Below are 14,690 nucleotides of genomic sequence, written 5' to 3' on the forward strand. Positions count from 1 at the left end.
CACCGGACTGGGCGCGGATCCCCCGAATGCCGCAACGACCCGTAACCAAGTCACTCCATTGGCCGTTCCCGGCGCGAACGCCCGCGCCGACCCCGCCGACCCAGCCGACCCATGGATGTTCCCGTGCCCAGGTTCAGTGTCATCGTGCCCGCGTACCAGGTCCAGGCGTATCTGCACGCGTGCCTGGAGTCGGTGCTGTCCCAGTCGTACCCGGACTTCGAGGTGATCGTCGTCGACGACCGGTCGCCGGACGCGTGCGGTGCGATCGCCGACGAGTTCGCGGACCGCGACCCGCGCGTACGCGCCGTGCACCTGCCGCAGAACCAGGGCCTCGGCCCCGCCCGCAACGCCGGCATGGAGCGGGCCACCGGCGACTACCTGGTCTTCCTCGACGGCGACGACACCCTCGCCCCGGACGCGCTGCGGGCCGTCGCCGACCGTGTGAAGGAGACCGGCGACCCGGACGTACTGGTCTACGACTACGCCCGGACGTACTGGACCGGCGAGACCGTCCGCAGCCAGGCGGCCGAACACCTCACCGAGCGGGGACCGGCGCCGTTCCGGCTGGCCGACCGGCCGGGGCTGCTGCGGCTGCTGATGGTGGCCTGGAACAAGACGGTGCGGCGGGAGTTCGCCGAGCGCGAGGGCCTCACCTTCCCGCCCGGCTACTACGAGGACACCCCGTGGACGTACCCGGTCCTCCTGACCGCGGAGTCCGTCGCCACCCTGGACCGGGTCTGCGTCCACTACCGGCAGCGCCGCCGGGGCAGCATCCTGGGCACACCGAGCGAACGCCACCTGGACGTCTTCGCGCAGTACGACCGGGTCTTCGCGTTCCTGGAGTCCCACCCGGAGCACGACCGCTGGCGGCCGGTGCTGTACCGCCGCATGTGCGACCACCTGGCGACCGTGTTCACCCGACCCGACCGCCTCCCGCGCTCCCTGCGCGCCGAGTTCCTGCGCCGGGCGCGGGTCCACTGCCGCCGCTACCGGGTCGCCGGTGCCCCCGTCCCGGCGCCGGTCCGGATGCGCCACGCCCTGCTCCGGCTGGGCCTGCGCCGCACCTGGGAGACCCTGCGGCTGGCGTCCGCCCTGCGCCGACGGACCGCGAGGGCCGCCGCCGGACTGCTGCGGGCCGCCCGGACCGGCGCCCTGCGCCTGCACTACCGGGGCCAGCGTCTCCTCCCGCTGTGCGCCGACCGCGCCCTCTTCGCCGTCGACGGCGGCCGGGGCCACGGCTGCAACCCGGGCGCGCTGGAGGAGGCGTTCCGCCGCTTCGCCCCGCACGTGCGCACGGCGTGGGCCGCCGACCCCGCGCACCACCACACGGTCCCGCCCGCGACCCGGCGCCTCACTCCCGGCACGGCCGCCTACTGGACGGCCCTGGCCCGCTCCCGGTACCTGGTGCACAACTCCGCCTTCGACACCGGCCTGGTCAAGCGCCGGGGCCAGGTACTGGTCCAGACGCAGGCCGGGACGCCGCTCGCGCACATGGGCCTGGACCTCCAGGAGCGGCCGGCCGCCGCGGGCACCACCGACTTCGCCCGGATACTGCGCGAGGTCGACTCCTGGGACTACGTGGTCTCCGCCAACCCCCACTCCACCCTCACCTGGGAACGCGTCCACCCCGGCGGCTACGCCACCCTGGAGTACGGCCAGCCCCGCACCGACGCCCTCCAGCGGGCGACCCCCGCGGACGTGGCCCGGCTCCGCGAGATCCTCGGCATCCCCGAGGGCACCGTGGCCATCCTGTACGCGCCCGCCCACCGCGACTACCGCCGCACCCAGCGCTCCGCCCTGGACCTGGAGCGCGTCGTACGCCGCCTCGGCCCCCGCTTCATGGTGCTGGCCCGCGCCCACCCGGGCCACGACGACCGGCCGGCCGCGCCCGTCGGCCGGGTCCTGGACGTGAGCGGCCACCCGAGCGTGGAGTCGCTGTGCCTGGCCTCGGACGCCCTCGTCACCGACTACGCGTCCCTGATGTTCGACTACGCGGGCCTGGACCGGCCGATCGTGCTCCACGCCGACGAGCCGGAGGCGTTCGAGGCGGCCCGCGGCACCTACGTCGACCTGCGCTCCGTCCCGCCGGGGCCGATCGCGCGGGACGAGGACGAGCTGATCGGCGTCTTCGCCGGCGGCGACTGGCACGGCGCCCGGTCCACCCGGCTGCGGGCCGAGTTCCGCGAGCGGTTCTGCCCGTACGACGACGGCCGGGCCGCCGAACGCGTGGTGCGCCGGGTGGTGCTCGGCCAGACCCGGCTGCCCCCGGTCGTGCCGCTCGGCGCCCGCCGGCCGCCCGCGGCGGCGGTCGCCCGCACCCCACTGGCCACGGTGCCGCAACCCGCCGGCCCGCGCACCGTCACCGACAGCCTCTGAGCGCCGTTTGTCCCTCGGGAGCCCGGGTGTCCCGCGGCTCGCGGCCGGCGCAGGGCTCCCGCCGGACCAGCACAACGAGAGAAAGAGCAGCATGCCCCGCTTCAGCATCATCGTCCCGTCCCATGGGGTCGCGGGGCGGCTCTCCCAGGCACTGGACTCGGTGCTCGCCCAGTCCTTCGGCGACTTCGAGCTGATCCCGGTCTGCGACGCCCCGGACACCGTCGCGGCGGACGTCGCCGAGGAGCACGCCGGACGGGACTCGCGGGTGACGCCCGTGCACGCGCCGCCGTCGGCCGGGCTGGCCGGGGCGCGCAACGCCGGGATGCGGGCGGCGACCGGGGCGTACCTGCTGTTCCTCGACGGCGACGACGTCCTCGTGCCGGGCGCGCTGGCGGCGCTGGAGGCGCGGCTGGCGGACACCGGCGGCGTCGACGTGCTGTATTTCGAGTACGAGCGGGTGCCCTGGTGGGAGGGCGAGGCCACCAACCCGGCCGCCCCGCTGCTGGCGAGGACCCCGGACGGCGCCTTCAGTCCCGACCGCGCCCCCGATCTGACCGGCGTGCGGCTGCCCGCGTGGAGCGCCGTCCACCGCCGCACGTTCCTCACCGAGCGCCGGCTGGCCTTCCCCGACGGGCACTTCACGGACGTCGGCTTCGGCGCCCTGGTCGCGGCACGCGCCGAACGCGTGGCGGTGCTGCGCTCGGTGGTCGTCCGGCATCTGGTGCGGCGGCAGGGCAACCGGCTGAACCTGCCCGGCGCGCACCACGCGGACCTCCTCGACCAGGCCGAACTGGCGCTCACGCACGCCGCCGAGCGGGGGCTGCCGGACGCGCGCCGCGGACCGCTCTTCGAGCACCTGTTCGCCGCGATCCTGAAGACGGCGACGCATCCGCGGCGGCTGACGCGCCGGGAGCGCCGGGTCTTCTTCCGGCGGGCGAGCCGCCTCTACCGCCGCCACCGCCCCGCCGGTTTCCGCCCGCCGGGCGGCCGGCTCGGCGTCCAGCACCGGCTGCTCGCGTCGGGGTCGTACGCCGGTTTCCGCGCCCTGCGCGCCACCAACCGGGCACTCACCGGGGCGCTGCGCCGCCTGCCGTGGCCGCGGGGGCTGCGCACCCGGCTGCTGTACCGGCGCCACCTGCGCCGCCCGCTGGATCCGAACCTCGTCGTGTACTGCGCCTACTGGGGCCGCGGCTACGCCTGCAGTCCGGCCGCGATCCACGCCAAGGCCCGCGAACTCGCCCCGCACCTCAGGTCGGTGTTCCTGGTCGAGCCGGACCAGGCGCACACCGTGCCGGAGGGCGTCGACCACGCGGTCATCGGCGGCCGGCGGTACTGGGAGGTGCTGGCCCGCGCCAAGTACCTGGTGAACAACGCCAACTTCGCCGAGGGCGTGGTCAAGCGCCCCGGCAGCGTGCACGTGCAGACGCAGCACGGCACCCCGCTGAAGACGATGGGCGTGGACCAGTCGACGTACCCGGTAGTGGCCGCGGCCAGCGGCAGTTTCACCAGGCTGCTGGGCCGCGTGGACCGCTGGGACTACAACGTGTCCGCCAACCGGCACTCCACCCAGATGTGGGAGCGCGCCTTCCCGGGCTCGTACGAGCACCTGGAGTACGGCTATCCGCGCAACGACGTCTTCTGCACGGCGACCGCCGAGGACGTGGCCCGCGTCCGCCGCGAACTGGGCGTCCCGGAAGGGGCGACGGCGGTCCTGTACGCGCCCACGCACCGGGACTACGAGAGCGGCTTCGGCGCGGGCGGCCTGGATCTGGAGGCGTTCTGCGAGGCGGCCGGCGAGGACGTGGTGGTGCTGCTGCGCGCCCACTACTTCTACGACCGGGGCGGCCGCGAGGGCAGCGGCCGGGTCATCGACGTCACCGCGCACCGCTCCTCGGAGGACGTGTGCCTGGCCGCGGACGCGCTGGTCACCGACTACTCGTCGATCATGTTCGACTACGCCAACCTGGACCGGCCGATCGTCGTGTACGCCGACGACTGGGACGTCTACCGGGAGACCCGGGGCGTCTACTTCGACCTGATGGCGGCGCCGCCCGGACCGGTGGCGCGGACGCCGGAGGAGCTGGCCCGCGTCTTCGGCGACGGCTCGTACGCGGGCCCGGAGTCGGCGGCGCTGCGGGCGGCCTTCCGGGGGCGGTTCTGCGAGTTCGACGACGGCCGGGCCGCCGAGCGGGTGGTGCGCAGGGTGCTGCTCGGCGAGCCGCCCGAGGCGCTGCCGCCCGTGACCCCGCTCGCGGAGCGCGTCCCGGCCCCCGCCGCCGCCACCCTCGTAAGGAGCTGACCCCGCCGTGCCCCGCTTCAGCGTCATCCTTCCCTGCTTCAAGGTGCAGGGCTTCCTGCGCGAGTGCCTCGACTCGGTCCTGGACCAGTCCTTCCGGGACATCGAGGTCGTCGCCGTCGACGACTGCTCGCCCGACGGCTCGGGCGCGATCCTGGACGAGTACGCCGCCCGCGACGACCGGCTGCGCGTGCTGCACCTGGAGGAGAACGTCGGCCTCGGCCGGGCCCGCAACGCCGGGCTGCCGCACGCCACCGGCGACTACCTCTTCTTCCTCGACAGCGACGACACCCTCACCCCGGGCGCACTGCGCGCCATGGCCGACCGGCTCGCGGAGACGGACGACCCGGACGTTCTGGTCTTCGACTACGCGCGCACCTACTGGTGGGGCGGCACCCGGCGCAACGCCCTGGCCCGGGTGCTGGCGGAGGCCGGCGAGGACACGTTCACGGCCGCCGGCCACCCCGAGATCCTCGACCTGCTGATGGTGGTGTGGAACAAGGTCTACCGGCGCGACTTCGTCGAGCGCGAGGGCTTCACCTTCCCGCCCGGCTACTACGAGGACACGCCCTGGACGTTCCCGGTGATGTTCAGCGCGGAGCGGATCGCCACGCTGGACCGCATCTGCCTGAACTACCGGCAGCGGCGGCAGGGCAACATCCTGTCCACCACCAGCCGCAAGCACTTCGACGTGCACGCGCAGTACGAGCGGGTCTTCGCCTTCCTGGAAGCCCGTCCGGAACTGGCCCGCTGGCGGCCGTTCCTGCACGCCAAGATGGGCGAGCACTGCCTGGACATCCTGTCCAAGCCGGACCGGCTGCCGCCGTCCGACAAGGCCGAGTTCTTCCGCCGCACCGCCGAGATGTTCCGCGCGTACCGGCCCGAGGGCGCCGAGGTCCCGGCCGAGCTGCGGGTGCTGGCGGGCGGCGCCCTCGGCTACCCGGCCTACCGGCTGCGGCGGCGCTCCGGGCAGGCGGCCCGGGAGCTGGAGCGCCGGGCGCGGCAGGCGGGGGGCGTGGTCGCCGGGCGGCTGCGCGGGGCCGGCAGCGCGGTGCGCGCGCGCCGTCCGCTGGACCCGGACCTCGCGGTGTACTCGGCGTTCTCCCACCGGGGCGTGCTGGGCGACCCCGCGGCGATCCACGGCAAGGCGCGTGAACTCGCCCCGCACCTGCGCGGGGTGTGGGTGGTGCGCGACGAGGAGACGGCCGCGCTGCTGCCGCCGGACACCGAGCACGTGGTCCTGGGCAGCGCCGGCTACCGGCGGGTGACCGAGCGGGCGACGTTCTTCGTCAACAACGTCAACTGGCCCGGTGCCGTGGCCAAGCGCCCGGGCAGCGTCCACATCCACACCCACCAGGGCACCCCGCTCAAGTACATGGGCGTCGACCTGCTGGGCAGGCCCGGTGCCCGGCACGGCCTGGACGTGCCGCAGATGCTGCGCCGGGCCGACCGCTGGGACTACAGCCTGGTCGCCGGGCGGTACGCGGAGCGGGTGTGGGAGCGGGCGTACCCGTGCCACTTCACGTCCGTGCCCAGCGGCAGCCCCCGCAACGACGTGCTGGTGAACGCCGGTCCGGACGACGGCCGCCGGGTCCGTGAGCGGCTGGGCGTCCCCGACGGCCACACCGTGGTGCTCTACGCGCCGACCCGGCGGGAGTACCGGCGGGGCGGACTCGTCGACCGCCTCGACCCGGCCCGGCTCGCCGCCGACCTCGGCGAGGGCCACACCCTCGTGGTCCGGCTGCACCCGTCGCTGGCCACCGGACCGGCCCGCGGCCTGGGCCTGTCGGAGCTGCACCGGCGGGGCGTCCTGGTCGACGCGACGGACGAACCGCACGTGGAGGAGCTGATGCTCGCCTCCGACCTGCTGATCACCGACTACTCCGCCCTGCTGTTCGACTACGCCCTGCTGGACCGGCCGATCGTGATCCACGCCGACGACTGGCGCGCGTACGAGGCGAGCCGCGGCGCCTACTTCGACATCACCGAGGAGGCACCGGGGCACGTGTCGCGCTCGTACCGGGAGCTGGCCTGGCTGCTGGCGTCCGGGGCATGGCGGGACGAGGAGGCGGCGCGGCTGCGGTCGGCGTTCCGGGCCCGGTACTGCGAGTACGAGGACGGCCGGGCCGCCGAGCGGGTGGTGCGGACGCTGCTGCTGGGCGAGCCGATGCCCGGTCCGGAGCCGTCCGGCGTCCCCGGCGCCCGCTCGGTCGCCGCCGGACACGACCTGCTCGCCTCCTCGTGAGACCGCGTCTGTGGGTATTGGTCCTGGCCGCCGTGTTCGCCGCGCTGCAACTGGCGAACATCACCGGCCGGGACACCCCCGACACCAAGAACTACCTGGCGTACACGCTGAGTCTCAGCGGTGAGGGCAAGCGCGGGGTGGCGGCGGCCACGATCGACTACGTGTGCGCGAGCCGGGCCGAGCGGGCCCGCCGGGACCAGAGCGTGCACGTGGTCCGCTTCCACCGGCCCGACCCCACCGACCAGGTGGCGGCCGAGTGCCGGGATCAGGAGTGGCGGGTGGTGGAGCCGCAGCTGGCGGCGGGCCGGACCGGCGGGCACACCCTGCCGTACATGCCGGACCGCTTCATGCGGATCTTCGAGGTGCGGCCCGGCTACCCGCTGCTCCTGGTGCCGTTCGTGGCGGTCTTCGGGGTGACCTGGGGCCTGTGGGCGGCGGGCGTCGTCATCGCGTGCGCGGGCGGGGTGCTGGCCTTCCTGATCCTGCGCACGCTGTCGGTGCCGGTGCCGCTCGCGCTGGGCGGGCAGGCGCTGTACTACGCGCTGCCGTGCGGGACGACCGCGATGCGCCCGATGACCGAGGGGCTGCTGATGGCGCTGACCCTGGCGGCGGTCTGGGGCTGCGCGCTGATGCTGCGGGCGGGACGGACGCGGGCGGGGCTCGCCCTGGTGGCCGGGTCGCTGGCGGCGCTGTTCACGGTCAAGCACTCCCAGTCGCTGTTCCTCGGGGTGTGCCTGGCGGCGGCGGGCGCGCTGATCGCGTTGCGCCGCCGGCGGGGCGGCCGGTCGCCCCGGGACGTGCTCGCGCTCGCGGCGGTGGGGCTGGCCGGGGCCGTCGGCACGCTGGTGCTGGCGCGGCTGCTGCACTACCCGTCGGTGTCGGACAGCGTCCAGGATCTGCTCACGGACCACTTCGCGCGGCCCGACCGGGAGCGTCCGTGGCCGGAGTTCTGGCAGCTGCAGGGCAACTTCTGGGTGGAGTGGCTGCGCCGGCAGGCGTGGCAGCCGCTGTTCGTCGCGGCCCTGGCCGCCGGGGCGTGGGGCGCGCTGCGGCGCGGGGGCGCGGTCGGCGGGTTCCTGGTCGCGGCGGCGTGCACCGGGATCCTCACCCAGGCCGCGCATCCGGACATCAACATCTGGGGCGAGCGGCTGATCGTGCTGGCCTGGCTGCTGCCCGTGGTGGGCATCCCGCTGCTGCTGGAGCCCGTGGTGCGGGGTGGCAGGATGCCGCTGCCCGCGCAGGGGCCGGCCGACCCGGTCCGGGCGGTCGGCTGAGCGTCACCCGTTGAGGTGACTTGGGTTCAGGGCGGTGACCACGCCGGGAACATACGCCAAATGTCCCGAATGCCCCACCCTCTGATCCCTTCGTGAGCGCCGACGTCCTCGTCCGGCGGCCGGTACGCGGCGCGACGGCGCTGCGCGGTGGCCGCGGCCGGCGCCCCACCCCGTACCAGGTCACCGGTTTCCTGTTCCTCCTGGTGATGTCGCTGGCGTACTGGGCGGTGCCGCTGTGCTGCGACGCGGGCCAGCACGCGGCGGTCGTGGAGCGCCTGAAGGCCGACCTCCTGGACCCCCGGCACCCGATGGCCGACCTGCCCGGCGCGGGCAGCGCGTACTACTCGCCGTACACCGTCGCCCAGGGCGTGTTCGCGCGGCTGACCGGGCTGGGCGGCTGGGAGGTGGTGCGGCTCGCCGGGCCGCTGAACCTGCTGGTGCTGCTGACCGGCCTGAACCGGTTCGTACGGGTGCTGAGCCCGCGGCCGTGGGCGCCGGTCCTGGCGCTGGGCGCGATGACGCTGCTGTGGGGCACCGAGCGGGCCTGGTGGAGCGGCTACCTCGGGCTGATGTCGATGACGGGCAACCTCGGCTACCCGTCGACGTGCGCGATCGGGCTCACCTTCTGGGCCTGGGCGCTGACCGGGGCGCGGGCGCGGGACACGCGCCGGGTGCGGTACGTGGGGCCGAGCGGGCTGCGCGGCCTGCCCGGGTACGCGGGGCTCGGCGCCCTGTACGGGCTGGTCCTCCTGATCCACCCGATCACCTCGGTGGCGGCGGCGCTGGGCGCGGTGGCGCTGGTGGCCGGGTGGCAGCACGGATGGCGCGGCCCGGTCGTGGGGCGCTGGGCGCTGACGGGCGCGATGGCGGTGGCGTCGGCGGCGCCGTGGCCGTACTTCGACGTGTTCGCGCTGGCGGGCGACGACAGCGTGGACGCGATGCACCGGGTGCTGTACCTGGACCTGCCCGGGGAGTTCTGGCTGGGGCTGCTCGGCCTGCCGGCGCTGTGGGCGCGCGGGCGCCGCTCGGCCCGGGACCCGCTGGTGCTGATGTTCGCGCTGGACTGCGCGGTGGTGGCGTACGGCTGGTGCAGCGGGCACTACACCTACGGCCGGATCCTCGGGCTCTCGCTGGTGCCGGCGCAGTTCGCGCTGGCGGTGGAGCTGGCGGCACCCCGGCCGTGGGCGCGGTGGCGCAGGGCGCTGGGCGGGGTGGCGGCCGCGGGTGCCGCGCTGGGGTTCCTCACCGTCCACGCGGGGGCGGTGGTGCCGCGGGCGCTGGACCCGGTCGGCTTCGAGCAGCCGCCCGACTGGCCGGAGTACGCGTGGGCGGCCCGGCACATCGGCCCCGGCGAGGTCGTGATCACCGACGGCTACTACGCCGGGCACGCCATCGCCGGGTACGGGCCCAACCTCGCGGCCCCCGCCTGGCCGGACCCGGCGCTGGACGAACGGGAGCGCGGGCGGCGGGTGGCCGACGTCCGGGCGTACCTCGCGCCCGGTTCGACCCGCGCCGAGCGCGCCACCGTCGTCCGCCGGTACGACGTCCGCTGGCTGCTGCTGACCCGCTGGCACCCGGTGCCCGAGGAGGCGGTCGTGGTGGCGTGGAGCGGGCGCACCGGCGAGGTCCTGGCGCGGGTCGGGTGAACGGCGTACCGCCGGCCGGACTACTCGACGACCAGCTCGACCGGGATGTTGCCCCGGGTGGCGTTGGAGTAGGGGCAGACCTGGTGGGCCTGCTCGACCAGCTTGCGGCCGGTCTCCTGGTCGAGGCCCTCGGGCAGCTCGACGCGCAGCGTGACGGCGAGCGCGAAGCCCTCGCCCTGCTTGCCGATGCCGACCTCGGCGGTCACCGCGGCCTCGCTGACGTCGACCTTCGCCCGCCGGCCGACGACGCCGAGGGCGCTGCCGAAGCAGGCGGCGTACCCGACGGCGAACAGCTGCTCGGGGTTGGTGCCCTTGCCGTCGCCGCCCATCTCGACGGGGGCGCCGAGCGCGAGGTCGAGCTTGCCGTCGGAGCTGACGGCGCGGCCTTCGCGGCCGTGGGTGGCGGTGGCGGCGGCGGTGTAGAGCGCGTCCATGGGAAACCCGTCCCTCTCAGTGGGGGTGTGTCGCACGTGGTGGCGACTTCCGACATCCACAAGTAGAGCACGCAACTTGAAAGCGCGCAACTTAATTGCACACAACTAAATGACGCCTGGTCGGCTACCCTGGATCCCATGACCACGCCCGCGACCGACTGGCTCCGCCTGGACCAGCAGATCTGCTTCTCCCTGAACGCCGCGTCCCGCGCCTTCGGCGGCGTCTACCGCGTGGTCCTCAAGGACCTGGGGCTCACCTACCCGCAGTACCTGGTGCTGCTGGTGCTGTGGGAGCACGGCGAACTGCCCGTGAAGAAGCTCGGCGAGCACCTCCGCCTCGACTCCGGCACGCTCTCACCGCTGCTCAAGCGGCTGGAGGCGGCCGGTCTGGTCCGGCGGGAGCGCAGCGCGCGCGACGAGCGGTCGGTGGAGGTGCGGCTGACCGGGGAGGGCGTCGCGCTGCGCGAGCGGGCCGCCGAGGTGCCGCGCCGGATCGCCGCGGCGACGGGGCTGGACGTGACCGAGGTCCAGGACCTGCGCGACCGCCTCGACCGGCTCACCTCCGCCCTGGACGGGTATGGCACCGATCCGGCCCCGGCAGCGTCCTGAGGGGTGCGGGCGCCCGCGGGGCGCCGGGATGAAGGATCATGTCCACTCAGGACACTCAGGACGACCACTGTCCACCCAGGACCACTCACGAGGGGACGGCCGCACATGACCTGGCTGATCACCGGCGGCGCCGGATACATCGGGGCGCACGTCGTACGGGCGATGACCGAGGCGGGCGAGAAGGCGGTGGTGTACGACGACCTGTCCACCGGCATCGCCGACCGCGTGCCCGACGGCGTCCCCCTGGTGGTGGGCTCGGTCCTGGACGGCGAACGGATCGCCCGCGCCCTCGCCGACCACTCCGTCACCGGCGTCGTGCACCTGGCCGCGAAGAAGCAGGTCGGCGAGTCGGTGGACCTGCCGCTGCACTACTACCGGGAGAACGTCGAGGGCCTGCGCGTCCTGCTGGACGCGGTCACGGCGGCCGAGGTCCCGTCCTTCGTCTTCTCCTCCTCCGCCGCCGTGTACGGCATGCCGGACGTCGACCTGGTGACGGAGGAGACGCCGTGCGCGCCCATGTCGCCGTACGGCGAGACCAAGCTGGCCGGCGAGTGGCTGGTCCGCGCCACCGGCCGGGCGACCGGCCTGGCCACCGCCTCTCTCCGCTACTTCAACGTCGCGGGCGCGGCGAGCCCCGAGCTGGCCGACACCGGTGTCTACAACCTCGTCCCGATGGTCTTCGAGAAGCTGACCGAGGGCGCCGCCCCGCGCGTCTTCGGCGACGACTACGCGACACCGGACGGCACCTGCGTCCGCGACTACATCCACGTCGTCGACCTGGCCGAGGCCCACGTCGCCGCGGCCCGCGCCCTCCAGTCCTCGCCGGGCCGCACCCTCACCCTCAACATCGGCCGGGGCGAGGGCGTCTCCGTCCGCGAGATGATCGACCACATCAACGCCCTCACCGGCTACGACCACCCGCCGACGGTCACCCCCCGCCGCCCCGGCGACCCGGCCCGCGTCGTCGCCTCGGCCGACCGCGCCGCCGTCGAACTGGACTGGAAGGCCAAGTACGACGTCGAGGAAATGATCACGTCGGCGTGGTCGGGCTGGGTACGGCTGCATCCGGAGGCGGGGCGGGACTAGGACGCCGACGCGCATGGGCAGCCCTTCCCGCCTCGAACGCGCCCTCGGCACCGTCATCGGGTCGGCGGTGGGTGACGCGTTGGGCGCCCCCTTCGAGTTCGGCCCGGGGGGCGCCTTCTCCGAGCGCTTCCCCGGCCCCGGGCACGGCGGCGAGATGTGCGGGGGTGGCGGCTGGGACCCGGGCGAGGCGACGGACGACACGCAGATGGCGGTCCTGATCGCCGAGTCCCTGCTGGGGCGCGGCGGGCTCGACCTGCCGGACGTCTTCGGGCGTTTCCGACGCTGGGCCGCCGCCGACCCGAAGGACATCGGCCTCCAGACCGAGGCCGTACTGACCTCCGGCGACCCCTGGGACACCGCCGCCGCACTCCACTTCCAGGTCAACGGGCGGGGCGCGGGTAACGGCGCGCTGATGCGGGCCGCCCCGTCAGCCGTCCACTTCGCATCGCACGGCCGCGACGCCACCATGGAGGCTGCCCGCCGCCTCGCCGCGCTCACGCACGGAGACCAGGCGGCGTGGGAGGGCACGGCGGTCCTCCACGAGCTGATCCGGATCGCCCTGACCGGGGACGACCCACTCCCCGCACTGCCCGCCACCCTGCGCGCCGTCCACCCCGACCACCGCGCGCGCTACGCAACCGTCCTCGCCTCCGACTGGCACCCCGACTTGGCGACCGAGTTCAACGGCGCCGTCTGGCCCTGCCTCGGCTCCGCGGTCTGGGCCCTGCGGACGACCTCCTCGTACGAGAACGCGGTACGCGCCGCCATCGATCTGGGCGGCGACACGGACACGGTGGCCGCCGTGACCGGCGCACTGGCCGGGGCCGTGTACGGAATCGGCGCCGTCCCGCCACGCTGGACGGAGGCTCTGCACGTACCCCTGCCGGGGTTTGACGGCACGGTGCTCCACGCGGCGGAACTGGCCGAGTTGGCGCGAAAGTTGTGCGGCTGAAGGGCGGGAGATGAACGAATCGTGGGACACCATCGCCGACTGGTACGCGGAGCTGTTGCGATCCGGCTCCCCCATGCACGACTTCGCTCGCGACAGCCTTCTCGCCCGTGCGCCCGAACAACTCGCGGGTCAGCGCGTCCTCGACCTCGGGTGCGGCGAGGGGTTCATCGCCCGCGCTGTGGCCGCCCGCGGGGCTTCGGTGGTCGGAATCGACCCCTCGCCGCGAATGATCGAGAACGCGCGGGCTGCCGAGAGTCGCCGACCGAGCGGGGCTCGCTTCTCCGTCGACGACTGATGCACACTCACCACGGTCACCACATTCCGCATCCCTGTTTTCGAGGCGCCACACGCCACTTGGACGGATACCGGAAACGGGGTCCTGCGCAGAGTCGTCGGCGATTACGTCACCGAGGGCTTCTGGCGTTCCAAGAACTCAGAAGGTGCGGCGTCGGGCAGGCAACCACCACCGAAGGCTGTCCACGTACTTCACCACGCTCACACGGCACGGCTTCCGGATCGAATCCGTCGAAGAAGACCTCACCAGGCGGAACTTGCCCCGGTCGGTGCCGTTGGTGAGTCGGCAGGCACGCGAACCGGGTCAGTTCAGGTGCGGCGGGACCCACGCGTGGTGTCGGAGGATCATGCGCGTTGCGACGCGGGAGGGTGTCAGCCGCATCGCCGTGTTCCGCAGGGCGACGGCCACCGGGTGGGAGAGCTGCTGGCCCATGCGTCCGGCCTGCCGGGCGGCCCGCGCGACGGCTTGGCTGCGCGGACGGCGCTCGGCGTTGTAGCGGGCGAGCGCGGCTTCGACCGTGGGGCCGGTGTCGAGGGCCGCGGCCAGGGTGACTGCGTCCTCCAGTGCCTGGCAGGCGCCCTGTCCGAGGTTGGGGGTCATCGCGTGTGCCGCGTCGCCGAGCAGCGCGATCCGTCCGGCCGTGTACGAGGTGAGCGGTGTGCGGAGTTCGTTGACATCGTGGTGCAGCACGGCTTCGGGCCGGGTCGCGTCGAGCAGGGCGGGGATCGGGTCGTGCCAGGTGTGGAACCGTCGGCGCAGTTCGGCCAGTGGGTCGGCGAACCGCGTTCCGGCAGGGAGGTTGAGGACGGCGTGCCACTCGGCCCGCCCGTCCAGGAAGGCGATGTGCCCGAACTCCGCGCCCCGGCCCCAGGTCAGCTCGAAGTCGGTGCGCAGGTCGACCGCGTGCTCGGTGATGGCGCGCAGCACCGCCGACCCGCTGTGGACCGGGCCGGGGTGGTCCGGGAAGAGACGGCTGCGGACCCTGCTCCCGATGCCGTCGGCCGCCACCACCAGATCGGCGTCCAGGACCGTGGCGCCGAAGCCGACTTGAACCGTTCCGGGGTCGATGTGCTCGACCGAGACCGCCTCGGCGCCGATCAGCAGCGATGGGGCGGGCAGGGAGTCGCGCAGCAGTCGGTGCAAGGTGGAGCGGGGGATGCCCATGATCGGCGCGCCCACCGCCTTCTCCAGCGCTGAGCCGTCCATCCGGGCCAGCCAGCCACCACGGGGCGTGCGAGTGCCCCCGCTGTACTGGCCTCGCGAGGCATCCCGTACTGCCTCGCCGACGCCGAGTTCGTCCAGCGCCCGCAGGCCGTTGGCGGCCAGTGAGATGCCCGCCCCCGCGTCCTCGAGCAGGGACGCGCGCTCGACCACCGTCACCTCCCAGCCGATACGGCGCAGGCCGATCGCGACGGCAAGCCCGCCGATGCCCCCTCCGACCACCACTGCCGTGCTGCCCATACCGAAGCCCCGATCC

Annotated in this window: 11 protein-coding genes; 9 read left to right on the top strand and 2 right to left on the bottom strand. The window is 74.2% G+C overall.

Annotation, left to right across the window (positions count from 1 at the left end):
* Positions 1-123: 123 nt before the first annotated feature.
* The 5 genes from ACFC1X_RS22360 (at position 124) to ACFC1X_RS22380 (ending at position 9,837) form a co-directional block, all read left to right on the top strand.
* Complete coding sequence (locus tag ACFC1X_RS22360) at positions 124-2,376, top strand: CDP-glycerol glycerophosphotransferase family protein (RefSeq protein ID WP_376356204.1); 2,253 nt, start codon at positions 124-126, stop codon at positions 2,374-2,376.
* Between the two features lie 91 nt (positions 2,377-2,467).
* Positions 2,468-4,675 carry a CDP-glycerol glycerophosphotransferase family protein gene (locus tag ACFC1X_RS22365; RefSeq protein WP_376356206.1) on the top strand — a complete coding sequence of 736 codons (2,208 nt, stop codon included), beginning with the start codon at positions 2,468-2,470 and terminating at the stop codon, positions 4,673-4,675.
* A 7-nt stretch (positions 4,676-4,682) separates the two neighbouring features.
* Complete coding sequence (locus ACFC1X_RS22370; protein ID WP_376356208.1) at positions 4,683-6,917, top strand: CDP-glycerol glycerophosphotransferase family protein; 2,235 nt, start codon at positions 4,683-4,685, stop codon at positions 6,915-6,917.
* A complete protein-coding gene (locus ACFC1X_RS22375) occupies positions 6,914-8,191 on the top strand; it encodes a hypothetical protein (RefSeq protein ID WP_376356210.1) in 1,278 nt (425 codons plus the stop codon). The genes ACFC1X_RS22370 and ACFC1X_RS22375 overlap by 4 nt, the downstream gene beginning before the upstream one ends.
* 92 nt (positions 8,192-8,283) lie before the next feature.
* Positions 8,284-9,837: a hypothetical protein gene (locus ACFC1X_RS22380; protein WP_376356212.1), complete on the top strand. Its 1,554-nt coding sequence runs from the start codon at positions 8,284-8,286 to the stop codon at positions 9,835-9,837.
* A 20-nt stretch (positions 9,838-9,857) separates the two neighbouring features.
* On the opposite strand, the gene ACFC1X_RS22385 is transcribed toward ACFC1X_RS22380, so the two are convergent.
* Positions 9,858-10,271, bottom strand: coding sequence for an organic hydroperoxide resistance protein (locus ACFC1X_RS22385; protein WP_376356214.1), 414 nt, complete (start codon positions 10,269-10,271; stop codon positions 9,858-9,860).
* 138 nt (positions 10,272-10,409) lie between these two features.
* On the opposite strand from ACFC1X_RS22385, the gene ACFC1X_RS22390 reads away from it, so the two are divergent.
* The 4 genes from ACFC1X_RS22390 (at position 10,410) to ACFC1X_RS22405 (ending at position 13,213) form a co-directional block, all read left to right on the top strand.
* Positions 10,410-10,880 (top strand): MarR family winged helix-turn-helix transcriptional regulator, encoded by a 471-nt coding sequence (locus tag ACFC1X_RS22390; RefSeq protein WP_376356216.1) that lies wholly within the window; start codon positions 10,410-10,412, stop codon positions 10,878-10,880.
* A gap of 105 nt (positions 10,881-10,985) precedes the next feature.
* Positions 10,986-11,966: a UDP-glucose 4-epimerase GalE gene (galE, locus tag ACFC1X_RS22395; protein ID WP_376356218.1), complete on the top strand. Its 981-nt coding sequence runs from the start codon at positions 10,986-10,988 to the stop codon at positions 11,964-11,966.
* Positions 11,967-11,979: 13 nt separating this feature from the next.
* Complete coding sequence (locus ACFC1X_RS22400; protein WP_376356220.1) at positions 11,980-12,918, top strand: ADP-ribosylglycohydrolase family protein; 939 nt, start codon at positions 11,980-11,982, stop codon at positions 12,916-12,918.
* Between the two features lie 10 nt (positions 12,919-12,928).
* Positions 12,929-13,213 carry a class I SAM-dependent methyltransferase gene (locus tag ACFC1X_RS22405; RefSeq protein ID WP_376356222.1) on the top strand — a complete coding sequence of 95 codons (285 nt, stop codon included), beginning with the start codon at positions 12,929-12,931 and terminating at the stop codon, positions 13,211-13,213.
* Positions 13,214-13,516: 303 nt separating this feature from the next.
* Here the strand turns inward: ACFC1X_RS22405 and ACFC1X_RS22410 are convergent, their stop codons facing one another.
* Positions 13,517-14,674: an FAD-dependent monooxygenase gene (locus ACFC1X_RS22410; protein ID WP_376356224.1), complete on the bottom strand. Its 1,158-nt coding sequence runs from the start codon at positions 14,672-14,674 to the stop codon at positions 13,517-13,519.
* Positions 14,675-14,690: the final 16 nt, after the last annotated feature.

The organism is Streptomyces sp. NPDC056128, from assembly GCF_042263835.1.
GTDB lineage: Bacteria > Actinomycetota > Actinomycetes > Streptomycetales > Streptomycetaceae > Streptomyces.

Excerpts from the sequence above, each read along its gene's own strand:
- ACFC1X_RS22385 (WP_376356214.1), bottom strand. The coding sequence starts at position 10,271 with ATGGACGCGCTCTACACCGCCGCCGCCACCGCCACCCACGGCCGCGAA.
- ACFC1X_RS22390 (WP_376356216.1), top strand. The coding sequence starts at position 10,410 with ATGACCACGCCCGCGACCGACTGGCTCCGCCTGGACCAGCAGATCTGC.
- ACFC1X_RS22405 (WP_376356222.1), top strand. The coding sequence starts at position 12,929 with ATGAACGAATCGTGGGACACCATCGCCGACTGGTACGCGGAGCTGTTG.
- ACFC1X_RS22400 (WP_376356220.1), top strand. The coding sequence starts at position 11,980 with ATGGGCAGCCCTTCCCGCCTCGAACGCGCCCTCGGCACCGTCATCGGG.
- ACFC1X_RS22410 (WP_376356224.1), bottom strand. The coding sequence starts at position 14,674 with ATGGGCAGCACGGCAGTGGTGGTCGGAGGGGGCATCGGCGGGCTTGCC.
- ACFC1X_RS22365 (WP_376356206.1), top strand. The coding sequence starts at position 2,468 with ATGCCCCGCTTCAGCATCATCGTCCCGTCCCATGGGGTCGCGGGGCGG.
- galE (WP_376356218.1), top strand. The coding sequence starts at position 10,986 with ATGACCTGGCTGATCACCGGCGGCGCCGGATACATCGGGGCGCACGTC.